The organism is Longimicrobium terrae (assembly GCF_014202995.1).
Taxonomy (GTDB): domain Bacteria; phylum Gemmatimonadota; class Gemmatimonadetes; order Longimicrobiales; family Longimicrobiaceae; genus Longimicrobium; species Longimicrobium terrae.
In genome coordinates, this window is record NZ_JACHIA010000006.1 from 335,135 (window position 1) to 350,866 (window position 15,732).

The 15,732-nt window shown below is 70.1% G+C and carries 17 protein-coding genes; 5 read left to right on the forward strand and 12 right to left on the reverse strand.

The genetic code is table 11. From position 1 onward, the window contains the following. Window positions 1–276: 276 nt before the first annotated feature. The 4 genes from HNQ61_RS13160 to HNQ61_RS13175 are packed head-to-tail and all read right to left on the reverse strand — an operon-like array spanning window position 277 to window position 3,422. A complete protein-coding gene (locus HNQ61_RS13160) occupies window positions 277–1,002 on the reverse strand; it encodes a type II toxin-antitoxin system HicB family antitoxin (protein WP_170033578.1) in 726 nt (241 codons plus the stop codon). 14 nt (window positions 1,003–1,016) lie between these two features. Next, a complete protein-coding gene (locus HNQ61_RS13165) occupies window positions 1,017–1,943 on the reverse strand; it encodes a S66 peptidase family protein (protein WP_170033579.1) in 927 nt (308 codons plus the stop codon). Then, on the reverse strand, window positions 1,940–3,142 hold the full coding sequence (locus HNQ61_RS13170) for an MFS transporter (protein ID WP_170033580.1): 1,203 nt from the start codon (window positions 3,140–3,142) through the stop codon (window positions 1,940–1,942). Before HNQ61_RS13170 ends, HNQ61_RS13165 begins: the two co-directional genes overlap by 4 nt. Window positions 3,143–3,152: 10 nt before the next feature. Then, window positions 3,153–3,422: a hypothetical protein gene (locus tag HNQ61_RS13175; protein ID WP_170033582.1), complete on the reverse strand. Its 270-nt coding sequence runs from the start codon at window positions 3,420–3,422 to the stop codon at window positions 3,153–3,155. A gap of 138 nt (window positions 3,423–3,560) precedes the next feature. Here HNQ61_RS13175 and HNQ61_RS13180 point away from each other — a divergent pair, with 138 nt between their 5' ends. Beyond that, window positions 3,561–3,875: a tetratricopeptide repeat protein gene (locus HNQ61_RS13180; protein ID WP_170033584.1), complete on the forward strand. Its 315-nt coding sequence runs from the start codon at window positions 3,561–3,563 to the stop codon at window positions 3,873–3,875. Between the two features lie 89 nt (window positions 3,876–3,964). On the opposite strand, the gene HNQ61_RS13185 is transcribed toward HNQ61_RS13180, so the two are convergent. From HNQ61_RS13185 to HNQ61_RS13205, 5 genes are all read right to left on the reverse strand, one after another. Continuing rightward, window positions 3,965–4,723 (reverse strand): DUF2461 domain-containing protein, encoded by a 759-nt coding sequence (locus HNQ61_RS13185; RefSeq protein ID WP_170033586.1) that lies wholly within the window; start codon window positions 4,721–4,723, stop codon window positions 3,965–3,967. A 154-nt stretch (window positions 4,724–4,877) separates the two neighbouring features. Beyond that, a complete protein-coding gene (locus HNQ61_RS13190; protein ID WP_170033588.1) occupies window positions 4,878–6,233 on the reverse strand; it encodes an alpha/beta fold hydrolase in 1,356 nt (451 codons plus the stop codon). 26 nt (window positions 6,234–6,259) lie between these two features. Continuing rightward, the gene (locus HNQ61_RS13195) at window positions 6,260–6,907 is read right to left on the reverse strand and encodes an SdpI family protein (RefSeq protein ID WP_170033590.1); all 648 of its coding nucleotides are present in this window, start codon (window positions 6,905–6,907) and stop codon (window positions 6,260–6,262) included. Continuing rightward, window positions 6,904–7,173, reverse strand: a complete 270-nt coding sequence (locus tag HNQ61_RS13200) for an autorepressor SdpR family transcription factor (protein WP_170035913.1) — start codon at window positions 7,171–7,173, stop codon at window positions 6,904–6,906. Before HNQ61_RS13200 ends, HNQ61_RS13195 begins: the two co-directional genes overlap by 4 nt. Before the next feature lie 570 nt (window positions 7,174–7,743). Next, window positions 7,744–8,109 carry a hypothetical protein gene (locus tag HNQ61_RS13205; RefSeq protein WP_170033592.1) on the reverse strand — a complete coding sequence of 122 codons (366 nt, stop codon included), beginning with the start codon at window positions 8,107–8,109 and terminating at the stop codon, window positions 7,744–7,746. Window positions 8,110–8,286: 177 nt separating this feature from the next. Here HNQ61_RS13205 and nfi point away from each other — a divergent pair, with 177 nt between their 5' ends. The 4 genes from nfi (at window position 8,287) to HNQ61_RS13225 (ending at window position 12,755) form a co-directional block, all read left to right on the forward strand. After that, complete coding sequence (gene nfi, locus HNQ61_RS13210; protein ID WP_170033594.1) at window positions 8,287–8,976, forward strand: deoxyribonuclease V; 690 nt, start codon at window positions 8,287–8,289, stop codon at window positions 8,974–8,976. A 239-nt stretch (window positions 8,977–9,215) separates the two neighbouring features. Beyond that, window positions 9,216–9,713 (forward strand): RNA polymerase sigma factor, encoded by a 498-nt coding sequence (locus HNQ61_RS13215; protein WP_170033596.1) that lies wholly within the window; start codon window positions 9,216–9,218, stop codon window positions 9,711–9,713. Then, on the forward strand, window positions 9,710–10,627 hold the full coding sequence (locus tag HNQ61_RS13220) for an anti-sigma factor family protein (RefSeq protein WP_170033598.1): 918 nt from the start codon (window positions 9,710–9,712) through the stop codon (window positions 10,625–10,627). The genes HNQ61_RS13215 and HNQ61_RS13220 overlap by 4 nt, the downstream gene beginning before the upstream one ends. 853 nt (window positions 10,628–11,480) lie before the next feature. Further along, window positions 11,481–12,755, forward strand: a complete 1,275-nt coding sequence (locus HNQ61_RS13225; protein WP_170033600.1) for a tetratricopeptide repeat protein — start codon at window positions 11,481–11,483, stop codon at window positions 12,753–12,755. Here HNQ61_RS13225 and HNQ61_RS13230 read toward each other — a convergent pair. The 3 genes from HNQ61_RS13230 to HNQ61_RS13240 form a co-directional block, all read right to left on the reverse strand. Next, the gene (locus HNQ61_RS13230; RefSeq protein ID WP_170033602.1) at window positions 12,752–12,946 is read right to left on the reverse strand and encodes a hypothetical protein; all 195 of its coding nucleotides are present in this window, start codon (window positions 12,944–12,946) and stop codon (window positions 12,752–12,754) included. The genes HNQ61_RS13225 and HNQ61_RS13230 overlap by 4 nt on opposite strands. Before the next feature lie 390 nt (window positions 12,947–13,336). Continuing rightward, on the reverse strand, window positions 13,337–14,272 hold the full coding sequence (corA, locus tag HNQ61_RS13235) for a magnesium/cobalt transporter CorA (RefSeq protein WP_170033604.1): 936 nt from the start codon (window positions 14,270–14,272) through the stop codon (window positions 13,337–13,339). Between the two features lie 244 nt (window positions 14,273–14,516). Next, window positions 14,517–14,939 carry an SCP2 sterol-binding domain-containing protein gene (locus HNQ61_RS13240; protein ID WP_170033606.1) on the reverse strand — a complete coding sequence of 141 codons (423 nt, stop codon included), beginning with the start codon at window positions 14,937–14,939 and terminating at the stop codon, window positions 14,517–14,519. Window positions 14,940–15,732: the final 793 nt, after the last annotated feature.

The following is a 15,732-nucleotide window of genomic DNA, read 5'->3' on the forward strand; positions in this document are numbered from 1 at the left end:
ACGAACGGATGTGGGAGAGGGAGCACACCCCAGTATCGTGCGGGACGGAGGTTTTGGTGCGTGTCCGCGGCCGGGAGGCCCCTCCCCGTGCAAACAGCCGCACGGAGAGGGGAGACCTCAGCGCCGCGTCGATTGCGGCGCGGGTAGCCTGGTTCCGATGCGGTTGAAGCCCCGAACGGCGCGCGAATAGCGCCGTGTCGGGGGTTCCCGCTTTTGGAGCGGCGGATTTATCCGCTCTCGCAGCGGAATGGGGGCCGCCCTGACGCCCAGCCCCGCTCAGGCGCTCTCCGCCGCCTCGGTCGTCGCCTGCTCCGCCGGCGCGGCGGCCGCCAGCCCCGCGAGCGCCATCCCGCCCAGCGTCCACTCCAGCCACAGCAGCCGGCGCAGCACCTTGCGCGCCGTCCACTCCTCGCCGTCCAGCTCGATCCGCATCCCGCGCTGGTCGTCCGACAGGCTCGTCATGCGGTCCACAACCAGCGCGGCGGAGGTGTCCAGCCGCGCCAGCGTGTGGTCCGGCGCGCCGGCCATGGGGCTCGCCCCCAGCCGGCTGAGCGTCCACCAGTGCGCGCGCGCCAGTTCCTCCAGCACCTGCCGCACGCTGATCCCCGGCGCGGCGGGCACGTCCAGGTTCACGTCGCGCCGCCGCCGCACCCGCGCCAGCATTCGCCCGCGCAGGTCGCCCAGCCGCTGCACGCCCGCCTCTGCTTCTTCCTGCGAGAGCGGGCGCAGATCGTCCACGAACAGCACCGCGGTTTCACCGGACAGGACGGCGGCATCCGTCTCCATCCACTCGTCTACCGCCACCTCCAGCTCCGCGTCCGCCGGGGGCACGCGCTCCCCCGCCGAGGCCAGAAAGCGCAGCCAGTCCACCAGCGACCGTTCGAACGCGGCCATGGCGGCTTCCGGTGTGGCGCCCACGCCCGCGCATCCCGGCAGCGAGAGCGCATACGCCATCAATCCGCCGTCCGCGCCCTGCTCCAAGCCGACCGAAATCCTCGTCATCCCATCCATTTCGCTCACTCCGCCACCGCCGGTTCCAGCAGTTCCAGTGTCCCGCGGTCCGCGTCCAGCCGCGCGCGCACTCCCAGCGGCAGCGTCCAGTTGTCATCCACGTGGCCGAAAGGGAATCCCATCGCCACCGGCACGCCCAGGTCGCCCAGCCGCTCGCGCGCCAGTTCCAGCGCCAGCGGCACGTCCTGGTCCCCGGCGTCCGGCTGCTCCGAAAAGGCGCCCACCGCGATCCCCGCCACGCGCTTCAGCACGCCGGACAGGCGCAGATGGGTCAGCATGCGGTCCAGCCGGAACGCATGCTCGCCCACATCTTCGATGAACAGAATCGCGCCCTCCGCCCGCACCGCGTACGGCGTTCCCAGCGTGGCGGTCAGCAGCGCCAGGTTTCCGCCCACCAGCGGCCCCTCCGCCACGCCGCCCGTCACCGTTTCCGCAGCGCCCGCGCTGTCTGCCGGAAACGGCAGTACGCCAGCCGCCACCGCTCGCGTCATCATGGGATAAAAGGTGTCGCGCGCGAAGTCGGGAAACTCCGGGGTGTGCGGATGCGGGCCGTGGAACGAAACGACGCCCGCACGCTGCGCCGCCAGGTGCACCGCCGTGTTGTCGCTGAAGCCGATCAGCGCCTTGGGATGGCGGGAAAGCGCAGTCCAGTCCACCGCCTCCAGGATGCGCATCGTCCCGTAGCCGCCACGCAGGAACCAGATGGCGTCGATGGAGGGATCGGCGAGCGCGGCGTTCAGGTCCGCGGCGCGCGCCTCGTCCGGGCCCGCCAGGTAGCCGTGGCGCGCCTCCGCCGATGCACCGGGAACCGGCTCCCAGCCAAAGCCGCGCACGCGGTCCACCGCGCGGGCCAGGCTGCCTTGTGGGATGGGCCCCGCCCCGGCGACGAGGGCAATGCGGGAGCCGGCGCGCAGCGCGCGAGGACGGATCATGCGGCAGCCTCCGTGGTCGTCTTGAGTGTCGCGGAAAGCACGACGAGGGCAAAGAGCGCCAGCGCGGCAGCGGCCAGGTACGGCGCCGCGATCGCCACGTGCGCAAAGGCCAGCCCGCCCAGCCACGGGCCCAGCACCCGGCCCATGGCGGAAAGGGACTGAGACGCGGCCAGCAGTTTTCCCTGCTCCGCCGGGCCGCCCTGGTGGCTGATCATGGCCGTCAGCGAGGGGACGGTGGCGCCCTGCCCCATGGCGAACACCGCGGCGGCCACGAGGACGAGCGGAAGCGAGGGCGCCAGCGGAATGCCCGCCATCCCCACCGCCATCAGCACCAGCCCCAGCAGCGCCGAACGCCGCTCGCCGATGCGCTTCACCAGCTTGCCCACGAGCAGCCCCTGCGCGATCGCGGCCACCACGCCCATCACCGCGAAGCCGTAGCCGACCGTCTCCTGCGTCAATCCCCAGCGCCGGTCGGCCCACAGCGCCAAGGTCGCCTCCATTCCCGCCAGCCCCAGCGTGGTGATGAACGAGGTCAGGTACAGGCCGCGCAGCCGGGGGCCCGCGCCCGTCAGTGTCGCAAACCGTGCGCGCAGGCCGGTCTCGCGCGGCGGCATCGTCGCGCGCACGCTCGCGGGAAGCGATTCCGGGAGGCGGAACCAGGCCAGCACGCCGTTGAAGGCGCCCAGCGCGGCCGCGGCCAGAAAGGGCGCGGCGGGATCCACCCGCGACAGCACGCCGCCGATAGCCGGGCCGAAGATGAAGCCCATTCCGAACGCTGCACCGATCAGCCCCATCCCCCGTGCGCGCTCCGACGGCGGGGTGATGTCGGCGATGTAGGCCTGCGCCACGCCCACGTTTGCGCCCATCACGCCGTTGATTGCCCGGGCGATGAACAGCACCGTCAGTGAGCCCGCGAGGCCGAAGGCGAGGTACGAGATGGAGGCGCCGGCGATCCCCACCAGCAGAACGGGGCGCCGTCCGACGCGGTCGGACAGGCGCCCCCACCACGGCGCAAAAAAGAACTGCATGAGCGAATAGACGGCCACCAGCCAGGTGACCGCCACGGGCCCCGCGCCGAACCGCTGGGCGTACAGCGGCAGCAGGGGAATGACGATTCCGAACCCCACGAGGTCCAGAAACACGGTAAGGAACACCACCGCCAGCGGCGAGCGTCCCCCGGTGCCGGCCGGCCGCTTCAACCGCGGATGGTCAGCGTCCGAACGGAAGCCGCGTGAGGTCGCGGAGATTGCTGATCTGCTCAAGGACCGACTTGTCCCCCTTCTGCACCTCGGGACTCGCCGGAGCCGGCGCGAGCAGCTCGCGCACGTCCAGGAGCACCTCCAGGTAAAGCTGGTCCCGGCGGAATCCGAAGTCCAGGCGCGCCATTTCGGCCTGGTCCGCGACGGCCTGCGCGCGGCCATGGGCCTCGCGGTACAGCGCTTCGAGATTCGCGACGATGTGCTCTCGCGGACGCGCCATGTGCCTCTCCGGGACGGGTTTCTGCAAGTCCACAAGATACCGCCCCGCGCTCCCGGCCACAACGCGCCGCCGTCGCGGAACGAGGATCGCGGGTAGGGCGATGACGATCACCATCATCCCCAGCCTGGAGGAAAGCCCGTGAGTGCCGAAGCGCGGATCGAAGCGTTGAACAAGATGATGGCGGCCCACCCCGACGACCCGCGCCCGCGGTTCGGCCTGGCGCTGGAGTACGAAAAGGCGGAGCGGTGGGAGGATGCCGCCCAGACCCTGCGCGACTACCTGGCCCGCGCCGACGACGAGGGCAACGCCTGGGGCCGCCTTGGCGTCGCGCTCCGCCACCTGGGCCGCCACGAGGAAGCGGCGGATGCGTACCGCCGCGGCATCGAGGCCGCCACGCGCCACGGGCACCCCACCATGGCGGGCGAGTTCGAAGACATCCTCGACGATTTCTGAAAAGAAGGGTCTCACGCAGAGACACAGAGGCGCAGAGAAAGAACAGAAAACAGAAAGCCTCACACAGAGTTAACAGAGTCAACAGAGAATCACTCTGTTAACTCTGCTGACTCTGTGTGAGACCCGTCTTCCTCTTTTCTCTGCGTCTCTGCGGGAGGCCCTTCAGTTTGTCTCGTCCGCGGGGGCCTCTCCAGTGCGCCGCGCACCCATCGCACGAGTGGAAGCGCGGTGCGGAACGTCTCGGTCACCCACGCCAGCGCGTCGTCGTGGGCCAGCGTGCGTGCATCCGTTTCGCGCCAGACGATCCAGCTCTTGCGGCGGATGTGCTCGATCAGCGGGGTGTCAGCCGTGTAGCCGCGCGGCGGGCGGGTGAGCGAGTCGCCCTGCAGCTCGCCGAACATCCTGCCGAACCCGCGCGACCGCAGCGCCTTCTGCAGCCTCTCGGGGTGCTCGGCGATGTAGGCGCGGATGCGGGCCAGCGGCTCGGCGGGAGGCAGCCAGATGCCGCCCGCCGCCATCATCGTCCCGCCTTCATCCACCTCCAGGTAGTACCCCGGCGGCGCCTGGCGGCGGTTCTGCTCGCTGATGTACGCGCTGAACGTGGTCTTGTACGGCCGCTTGTCGTTGCTGAACCGCACGTCGCGGTAGATGCGGAACAGGCACTCCGCGGGGTTCTTCCACCGCACCCGGTCATCGAAATCCGCGGTGCGCTCGATGACCTCGCCCACGAACGCGGTAAACTGCTCGCGCAGCGCCTGGTACTCCGGCCGGTTCGCCTCGAACCACTCGCGGCGGTTGTTCTCGGCCAGGCCGGCCAGGAAGGTCGTCAGGCTGGGGAAGTCCATCATCCATCCACTCCGTCTGCATTCTGAAGCACGGCTCGCTCGCGCCGGGGATGAACAGTGACCGCGGCTTCCCCGAAAAGGCGAAAGGCCACGGAGCGACTCCTCCGTGACCTCCGTGCATCCTCCGCGCCCTCCGTGTGAAACGGCTGTTCTTCCCTCAGCGCAGCTTCAGGACGAGCCAGTCCGCAAGCGCGCCCAGGATCTCCGGCGACGCCTTCTTGTCCGGCAGCGCGGCGTAGCGGGCCACGTCCGCCGTCCCGTCCGCATCGTGCAGAAAGAGGTGGTTCGTCTCCGGAAACACGCGCACGGTCACGTCGCGGTTGCCGCCCGCGCGGATCGCCGCCGCAAGCTCCTGCGCCTGCTCCGGGGTCACCTGCCGGTCCGTGGCGCCCTGCATCACCAGCACCGGCGCGCGAACCCGGCGCGCGGTGGGCAGCGGATCGTGATCCATGAACCACCGCAGCCAAGGCGTCGCTGCCGCCAGCGAGTCGCGCTGCACCCGCGCCGCCGCCAGCGCCGAATCCAGCGCGGCGCCGCTCAGCCCCGCCGCCGCCAGCCCGTTGCGCGTCTGGTAGTCCAGCACGCGCGCGCCGCTCCACGACGGTCCCGCCATCAGCACCACCGCGCGAACGCGGGGATCGGAAGCTGCCACCATCGGTGCGATCAGGCCGCCCTCGCTGTGTCCGGCCAGCGCCACCCGCGCCGGGTCCACCTCCGCCCGGCCGCGCAGAAACGCGACCGCGGCGGTGATGTCTTCCGCGAAGCTTTCCGTCGTCACCCGCGCCGCCATCCCGCGCGAGGCGCCGGTGCCCTGGTCGTCCAGCCGCAGCACCGCGATCCCTCTGCGCGAAAGCGTGTCGGCGATCTGCCGGAACATGCGCCAGCCGGGGATGGCGGGCGATGCCGCGTCGCGGTCCTGCGGCCCCGAGCCGGTGATGAGCACCACCGCCGGCACCCGCCCCCGCCGCGCGGACGGCATCGTCAGCGTTCCCGCCAGCGTGCGCCCGGCCAGCGTGACCGTCACTTCTTCCGCCGTGTACGGCGCGCCCGCCGGCGCCGAGTAGTCCGCCCGCTCCGTCGCGCGCGGCGCCACGAAGTAGCCGCCCACGCGGAATTCGCCGGTGTCGCGCATCATGACCACGGTCTCGGTGCCGTTTCCGCTGGCGCCCGTGAGCGCGAACAGAATGCGCACGTACTCCCCCGCGGGCGCGCCCTGCGGCGCGGCAAAGGCGGCGGCCGTCTGCAGCGTCCGCCCGCTCACCGCGCCGACGGCGGCGCGCGCGCGCTGCAGGCTGGACGTCCACGCGGCGAGCGGAACGTTTTCGCGCACCGTCGGCGCGGCGGCGTTCCAGCTGTCCTCGTAGCGTCCCGCGTCCACCAGCTGCGCCCACGCGGTCGCGGCCCGCACCGCCGCCGCGGTGTCCACCTGCGCGCGCAGCGGCATCGCCGCGCCGAACGCCATCATCACCGCCGCGGCCCGCGCGGCGAGCCGGAATCCGTCCCTGTTCATCATCTCTCTGATCGGTAGAAGTCCGCCGTTCACCGCGAGCCGCCCGCCATCTCGCGCCGGTACGCCACGTACGAGTACGCCATCGGCACGATCACCACGATCGCGATCGCCGCCATCACCAGCACCATTCCCGCCGCCTCGGGCAGCATCGCCGCGACGATAAAGAGGAGGCCGGCGCCCACGAACGCCCGTCCGCCCACGCGGTGCGTATGGCGCCAGACGTTCTCGTTCTCCAGCGTCCACGGCGTGCGGATTCCGATGAAGTAGTTGCTCTTTATCCGCGGCAGGTAGTTGCCCATCCCGACGAACAGCAGGCCCACGGCGGCCAGCGTCACGCGCCGCATATCGACGGGATAGCCGAGGGAGAACGCGAGCGTCGCCGTGTGGACCGCGGCCATGAACAGCGCCGTCATGTTCAGCAGCAGCATGCGCTCGGGGCCAAAGCGCTCCACGTTGCGGCGGCGCGGGTCCAGGCGGGGCAGGCCCAGCATCAGCCCCAGGCTCGCGGCCGCGATGAAGGGGAGCAGAAAGGCGCCGGGCATGCGGGGCATCCACCCGTCCACGGTGCCGTGCATGTCCCAGTGTGTCGCGATCCGTGCGGGAAGGCGCGAGTACACGGCCAGCGTCATCGCCCACATGGCCGCCACCAGCGCCGCGGCCGTCCACCGGCTCCTCATTCCTCGCCTTCCTTTCCCAGCATGGTCATCATCTGCTGAAGAAAATCCTGAAAAACCGTGGTTTCCAGCGAGTACACCAGGTTGCGCCCGCTGCGCTCGCTGCGAACCAGGCCCGCCTCGCGCAGCACGGACAGGTGGTGCGAAACCGATGCGGCCGTCATGGGAAAGCGCGACGAAATCTCCCCCGCGGTCAGGTCGCCCGCGCGCAGCGCCCGCAGGATCTCCCTGCGGGTGGGGTCGCCCAGTGCGCGCAGCGTGGCGTCCAGCATCCCGGTGCACCCTCGTTCGTCGTTTAGCCAATCGTCTATTAGACGATGGTCTAAATATCAGGGATGGGGATGATGCAAGTCAACCCCGCGGCCCTGTGCGGCCCGCGGGGTCAGATTCAGCCGATGAATTTCGTTGGATGGTGCCACGACGCCCCACGCCGCCCGTGAGGAGCCGCGCAGCGGTACGCCGTACCTTCGCGGCGACGGAAGATCGACTTTCCCGTGAGAACTGCCGTGCGTGGCGCCACGTTGGCTTGGCGCATGGTAGATCCTTCGGTCGCGCACGGTTCGACGCAACGGAGAGAGCGGCGCACGCTCCCTCAGGATGACATGGTTTTGTGCGGCATCAGGTTACAGCCCCACTCACGCCGTGCGGGCGTGCGGGCGTGCGGGCGTACGGTTCGCCGCAGCGGCTCCCAGCCATGTCATCCTGAGGAGGCGCCGGACGCACCTTCCGCCACACCGGACTCTGGCGCCGACGAAGGATCTACTTTCCGCCAAGCCAACCTCGCGTGACGCACGTGATCTCACCCGACCTACGGACGAGGCGCGGGACGTGCGAGCCCGTCAGCCCTGCGTCACCAGCCAGTCCTTGGCCGCGTCCCGCGTGTCGAACGCCTTGATGTTGCGCTTGGAAAATACGATCACGGCCTGGTAGGCAATGCGCCGCAGCCCCGTAATCCCCACGACCGCGCTGGCCTTTACGAACGGCGCGTTGTGCGCCGCCAGTTCCTTGAGCGCCTGCAGCGACGCGGCGTTGTACCGCGCGTCCGACACGTCGGTCAGCACCAGCAGCGAGTCGCGCGCCTGCCCCGCCACGACCTCGATGGAGTGGCGGATCTCCGTGATCTCGTCCTCCGGGCTGGTCATGCCGGAGTAATCCAGCAGCAGGATGCGCTTGCCCTTGTGGTCCACAAAGCGGGTGCGCTCCATTGGTCGGCTCCGGACGAGGGGTGAGAGGAAGGCCATGGGGCCCTCCGCGACAGGTGATTTCCGCAAGATAGCGCGCCCGCGCCGGGCGTCTACACCGCGCGCGAAAGCGGCCAGCCCGGTACCCGCCGGCACACGGCTGGCCCAAAATGGACGCACCACGCAACCTGATATCCATCGATGAGTTACGACGACACGACGCCGCCCCGGTGGGAGATGACCGTGGCAGAAGCGCGCACCGTGCAGCAGGAGCTTCGCGAGCGGCTGATCGCCCATCCACCGGCCGGCTTTGCGCCGCGGTGGATCGCCGGCGCGGACGTGTCCATGGAGCGCTTCAGCCACTTCGGCCACGCCGCCTTGGTGGTGCTGGACGCGCAGACCCTCGCCGTCGCCGAAACCGCCACGGCGGAAGAAGAACTGCGCTTTCCCTACGTGCCGGGCTACCTGAGCTTTCGCGAACTTCCCCCGCTGCACGCGTGCTGGGAGCGGCTGGCGGCGAAACCCGACCTGGTGGTGTTCGACGGGCAGGGCTACGCGCATCCGCGCCGCTTCGGGCTGGCCTGCCACGGCGGCGTGCTGTGGGACGTGCCCACCATCGGGTGCGCCAAGACGCTGCTGGTGGGGGAACACGGCGAGCTGGGGATGGAACGCGGGGATACGGCGCCCCTCATCCACAAGGACGAAGTGGTTGGGATGGCCGTGCGCACGCGGGACGGAACCAAACCCGTCTACGTTTCCGCCGGGCACCGGATGGACCTGGCCACGGCCGTGGAGTGGGTGCTGCGCCTGTCGCGCTTTCGCCTGCCGGAAACGACGCGCCACGCGCACGCGGTGGTCAACGACCTGCGCCGCGCCCGAAAGACGGAGTGAGGCGGCCGGAAAGTTTTCGGAATACCGCCCCGCGCCCCCTCCCGCCGGGGCCCGCGTCCGCGTAGGTTACAGCGTGGGTTGCGGCCTCCCGGCCGCGCCATACATGCCCCGGAATTCTCCCCGCCGTCCGCCCGCCGGTCAGAAGTCGGCCGGTCCAATCGTTTCCCACCCGAACCAGTGAGCGCACGGCTCAGGGACGGAACGTCTTGTCGCCTGCTTCGCCCTCACCGGAACAGCACATGAACGTCACGCAGCTCTTCAATGAGCACTACGACGCGCTGTTCCGCTATCTCGTCCGCCTGACGGGCGACAGCGACCTGGCGGCTGATGCCGCGCAGGAAGCCTTCGTCCGCCTTGTGGAGCGGCCGCCGCAGGACAGGCACCTTCGCGCCTGGCTGTTCGCGGTGGCCACCAACGTGGTGCGCGACAACGCGCGTGCACGTTCGCGTTGGTTCAAGCTGCTCAGCGGGTCGCCGGACCGCGCCCCCATGGGCGACCGGCCGCTCGCGCCCGACGCCGCGGCGGAGGGCGCGGAACGGCGCGCCGTGGTGCGCGCCGCCCTGGACCGTCTCTCCCTCAAGGAGCGCACGGTTCTGCTGATGAGAGAGGAGGGGTTCGCCCACCACGAAATCGCGTCGGCGGTCGGTACGACGACGGGATCGGTGGGCACCATGCTGGCGCGCGCGCTCAACAAGCTGTCCGTTGAGCTCGCCCCAACCTCGGAGAGTCTGCGATGAGTTTCGGGATCGGGTCGCCTTCCCATCTGGAAGACGCCGACCTTGCCGGATATGATGGTGGAGGGCTGGATCGTGATCGCCAGCGCCTGGCCCGGGCGCACCTGAACACCTGCCCCGACTGCGCCGCCCGTCTGGAAGCCTTTCAGCGGACGGCGCGGGATGTTTCGTCGTTTCTGCCGGCGGTGGACGTGCCGGTGAACCCGGAACGCCGCGAACAGGCGCTGGCCGCCGTGCAGGCGGCCCGCTTCCGCGCGCGGTCCGGCGGCGGGCAGCGGCGCGCGCTGCTGCAGGCCGCCGCCATCGTGGCGCTGCTGCTGACGGTGTCGTTCGGCACGCCGCCGGGGCGCGCCTGGGTGGGCGGCGCGGTGGAGCGCCTGTCCGGCGACAGCCCCGGCCCGTTCGCGCGGGGGCTGCTGGACATGCTGGGCCGCAAGGAGCAGGTGGCCGCCGCGCCCGCCGTGGCTCCGGCCGCCCCTCCCGCGGCGGAGGCGGTGGCGGAACCGCAGGCCCGCCGCCGCGATCCGGCCATCACCACGGCGCGTCCGGGGCCGCCTCCGGGCACCTCGGCGCCGGTGCAGTTCCGGCCCGCGGTGAACTACGTGCTGGTGCGCTTCGCCTCGCGGCAGCGCGCCGGCTCGGCGGCCATCTGGATCCGCGAAACGGCGAGCGGCGAGGGGCAGGTGGTGTCCGGCCGCCGCGGCGAGGTGCTGCAGCCCACCGCGGACGGCGTGCTGGTGCGCAACTCCATCACGTCGCGGGCGGACTACACCATCACCATCCCTACCAGCTACCGCTTCGTGCGGGTGCGCATTGGCGACGAGCCGGAAACAGTCATCGCCGTCTCGCGCGCCAAACGCGACTGGCTGTGGACCGTCAGCCTGGACGCCGCGGACGCCATCCCCGCGGAGCGCTGAACAGGGAGGGCGCGCGGATCGGTTCCGCGCGCCCTTCTCGCTTCTCCGCCCTCCGGCGTACATCAGCTTCGTGCGTCGCCGATCAGGTCCGCCCGTCGGTCCTGAGGAGGGGCGGCGCCGCCCACACATCGATCCGTTTCCATCCAGCTTTCGACCAAACAACTGGATCGCAGCCCGCCCGGCGAATTCGTCGACAAGGCGCCGGGGCCGATCCGTCATCCTGGTCCGTCCATCGGCGTCCCATCCGGTCGTCCCGCGGATCCAGATCAGCCGGTTCCACCGATCAAAAGACGCGATCGGGGATGCCGCCGCGCGCTGTTCATCCCCATCGATCCCGCAGCCGTGAGACCGCCGGCGTGAGCGGGCGATGACCCCTTTCCGGCGCACCTGAATGCGCCGGATCGGCCCGGCTCGCCCAAGCGCATCCGCATGCAGCAGCGCCGGTTGCGGGCATTGCCGCACTCAGCGGATGTGGAGGTGCGAAATTTGTCGACAGTCCGATGTGACGCGGTGAGGGGGATCGTCGTTACACATGCAGATCGCCGCCGTCATCCTGCAACGCCGCGCGGTTCGGGAGCGCTCGAGACATGTTCGCTGGCCGCCCGGTTCAGGCGAACGCGCGCACCACGGCCACGAGCCCGTCTTCCACGGCGTCCACGTTCCACGTGCGGTCCATCGGCGGAATGAGTGCCGCTTCAGGTTTTGGCCCGCGAAGCACGCGGATCACGCTCCACCGGGGGAAAACCGCGCTGCCGCCGTGCCGCGGGCTTGCGCGTTCGGCCCCGCGGGGTGAACCTCATGCGCAATCATTTCCGGCCGTATCCCTTGCAATGCGCTCACCGGTAGCCTGCTGATGCCCGCGTCCCAATCCGCCAAGCCCGCCTCGCGCCGCACGCGCGTGCCCCCCGCCATCACCCGCGGCGTGGAGCCCATGGCCGCGCTCGAGGTTCTGGACGAGGTGCGCGGCCCGCTGGGCGTGGTGCTGTGGAAGTGCGTGCGCAACGTGACGGCGTGGGCCTCCACGCCGCCCTCGCGCCGCGGCGGGCTGTTCGCCGGGTCGGCGGCGGGCGCGCGCGAGGCGGAGCTTGCGGGGCTGCAGCTGGATACGGAGCTGGTGGCCCCGTTTTCCGTGCTGCAGCGGCTGCTGGAGTCGCCCGCGGCCATGGATACGGCGCGGCTGGTGAACGCGTGCAGGCGGGTGGCGCTGTGGGCGGAGCAGCGTGGGTACCTGGGCACCGCGCTGGAGTTCATGCAGGCGGCGGCGCAGGCGGCCCCGCAGAGCGCGGCGCTGGCGTATTCCGTGGGCCGCCTGGCCCGCCGCCGCGCCGAGTACGACCGCGCGGAAAGCTGGTATGCCCGCGCCATCGTGCAGGCCCGCCGCAACCGCGACGCGCGCATCTACGCGCGCTCCTACTCCGGCGTGGGAAACCTGTTCTTTCAGCGCGGCAACTTCCCCGCGGCCAAGCGCGCCTACATGCGGTGCCTGCGCGCGGCGCGCCGCGCCCACCTGAGCGACCTGCAGGGGAGCGCGTACCACGACCTGTTCATTACCGAACTGGAGACGGGTGTGGGGCCGGACACCGAACAGCTCGCCCAGAGCTCGCTGGAGGCGTACGACTCCAACACCTCCGGAGTCGTTCGGCTGGCGTTTGACGTGGCGTACTACTGGATCCTGCAGGGGCGCTTTTCCGAGGCGCTGCGCGTCGCCACCGTGCTTCTGGATCACCTGACCGGGGCTCCGGAGCAGGCGCTGGTGCTCAGCATGGTGGCCCGCGCGGCCGGCGGCGCGGGCGATGGCACGGCGTTCAACCGCGCGCTGGACCAGATGGAAGACATTCTCGCCAGCGGCGCGGCGGAAGACTCCGCGCCGCGCGCGCTGCTGGGCATTGCGTACGGCGCGGCGAGCCTGTCGGACTGGTCCATGGCCGAAGAATACGGCGACCGCGCCCTGCGCTCCGCGACCGAGCGGCGCGAAGGCAAGATCATCGCCGCCACGGAATCCGTGCTGCACTCCATCCGGCGGCGGGCGGAACTGGAAGCGCGGGCGAACAGGGACGTGTTCACCCCGCTGCCCGACCTGTTCGTGGCAGCGCTGACGCGGACCAGCCAGCCGGCGGGAGCCGCCTAGTTTCCGGAACCGATCGGGCCGCCGGTGCGGCCGGTGGAGTCTCCGGCGGTGTTGTCCAGCAGCGGAGCGACGCTGTCCAGCGCCACGCGTGCATCCGGGCGAACCTCGGGCGCGGTGACCGATCCGGAACAGGCACCCAGCGAGACGGTGACGGCAACGGCGAGCAGCGAAAGAGCGGCGCGGATCTTCATGGGACGGCTCTGGGAGGGAGTGCCAAAAAACCTTACAGCGGGCCATTGGGCAAAAGCTACCGTTTGCTACATCTGCTACTGATACACAATCAACCACTTTCCGCATGTTTCCAGACATATCGCGCCGCGGAGCACCGGATCGGAGCTTCCGGCAAGAAATGTCGTAAGCTGTTGATGCGGGTGAGGATACATTCGATGCGCTCCGATCGGGTACCCGGACATGTACAAAGTGGCCACGGGAGCGCAGAATTCCCAACTTTCGCCCCAGCGCGGCGCGGCCGGAGCGGTAAAACGGACAGCCGCGAGGCGTGAGGCGTGAGCGGGGCCGAACGGCAGGGGGCGCACGGGATACCGCCGTGCGCCCCCCTTTTTTCATCCCCCACCGTTCCGTCACTCCCGGCCGCCGCCCCCGATCCATCCGCGCGACGCCACCCACAGCAGCACCAGCGCCGCCGTGCCGGCCATCACCCCCGCCGCAAAGGGCAGGTTCCACCACCAGACGGGGTCGGGGTGGTCCACGTTCATCCCGAAGATCCCGCTGATGAAGCTGAGGGGGATGAACACGGCCGCGAAGATGGTGAGTACCTTCATGATCTCGTTCATGCGGTTGCTGACCGACGACAGGTACAGGTCGGTGAGCGACGAGCCGAGTTCGCGGTAGGATTCCAGCAGGTCCATCACCTGAATGCAGTGGTCCTGCGTATCGCGCAGGTACACCAGGGTTTCGGGGGTGAACAGGGGCACTTGGTCCCGGCTCAGCACGGTGATGGCGTCGCGCATGGGCCACACCGCGCGCCGCAGCGACATCAGTTCGCGCCGGGTGCCGTGCAGCCGGCCCATGGTGGCGCGGGTGGGCGTGCCCAGCACCTCCTCTTCCAGGTCGTCCAGCATGTCGGCGTACGCCTCGGCGACGGGAAAGTAGTTGTCGACGATGGCGTCCAGGACGGCGTAGGCCAGGTAGTCCGGCCCGCAGCGGCGAATGCGGCCGCGGTTCTGCCGGATGCGCTGGCGCACGGGGTCCAGCGGGTCGCCGGGGCGCTCCTGAAAGGTGATGACGAAGTCGGAGCCGAGGAATATTCCCATCTGCTCCAGGTCCAGCGCCGGCGTCATGCGCGCCATCCGCGCCGTGATGAACAGGTGCTCGTCGTCGTACACCTCGGCCTTGGGGCGCTGCTGCACGTCGCCCAGGTCCTCCAGCGCCAGCCGGTGCAGCCCGAAGATCCTGCCGATTTCGGCGATGGTGGGCGCGTGGGCCACGCCGTCCACGTTCACCCACAGCACGGGCCAGTTGCCCCGCATGCGCTCCAGCAGCCCCAACTCGTCCACCGGGCACTCGGTGATTTCCAGCGGGCCGTAGGCGATGACGCTGATGCGCGGCGGCGTGGCGTCGGGCGCGGAAATGAGCAGCCCGGGCTCCGACCCCGGCGCGCGGCGCGGGGGCCGGTGCGGAAGGTGAAGACCGGAGGTGAGCCGCTCCAGCGGCAGTCGGAACAGGTCCCTGCGATGCAGCGTCAGAACGCACCTTCCTGCGCAGTCCCGCCGCGGCGCCGCGGCGGGAGAGTGATGTGGGTCAGCCGGCCGTGGCGGGGAAGGTACCGCCCGCCGCCCCGGCGGCGACCACCATTTCCCGGGCGGCCTGGGCGTACTTGGCCAGCGTGAACAGGTTGCCCTTGGTCAGCCGCAGCTTGCCGGCCATGGCCGCGGCCACGGGGTCGGTGTCGCCGGACAGCAGCCGGCGCCAGGTGGCCGGGTCCGACTCAAAGACGTACGCGGCGTCGTCGAAGTCCGCGTCGGTGGCCATGCGGGTGCCCCGGCAGGCGCCGTGGTGCATGTCCAGCCAGGCGGCGCGCTCTTCGGGAACGCCCTGCGTCGCGTCCGCCGTCATCACCAGCACGGCGCTCCCTTCCCAGGTGGCGGCGGCCTGGCGGTACGCCTCGCTCTCGTTCATCCGCTCGCAGCAGGCCACGCACCATGCCTCGGTGAACACCTCCATGCTCGCTCCCGTCACTCGTGAGGATGATCTCTGGCTGGAGCGGACAGGCTACACGGTCCGGGCCGGAAAGGAAAGCCCAGGGACGAGGTTCGTGGTGCGGGATTGCGTATCAGGGTCGTTCGATGGAGTGCCGCCGATGCCACCCGCCGCGGCTCGACGCAGGCCGATGCAGGTCGATGGCGACGAGGGATGCGCTCGACGGTTGAGGGAATCAACGTGGGCGATGAGGAACGACGCGGATCGATGCAGGCGGCGCGATCAGCAGGTCGAGCAGATCAACCCGGGCCGATGCAGGTCGAGGTGAGACGGAGGACGACGCGATCGATGTGGCGGAGGGATGGCAGAGGCGGCCACGGTTGATGAAGATCGGTGGGGGAGGTGGATGGAGGTGGATGGAGGTGGATCGAGGTGTCGGCCCCGATGTTCCGTCCGGCGGTTGAAACCGCGCCTCGAAACACACGAAGTCTGCCTCCGCGGACTGTGGCGACCGCCGGATGCGTGATCCCGCGATGCAGGTGAAGCCCCGATCATGGACGCGACAGCGGCCGTGAGTCGGGGGTTCCCGCGGTTCGAGCGGCGGATTCATTCGCTCAACGGATTCGGCTCACTCCGGGCACTCTCCCCCACGCGCACCGAACCATCCGCCACCCCAACCCTCCCCCCACTACTGTCCGGCTTACAAGTCGAACAGTTGCAATTGGTTAGGAGCGGGGCGGACGGGGATAGTGTAATCGGGGGCTGAAAAGGCCTGTTCGAGTGAGGTTTTCTCGAAGAGAGTGACGCTGAGGATCTG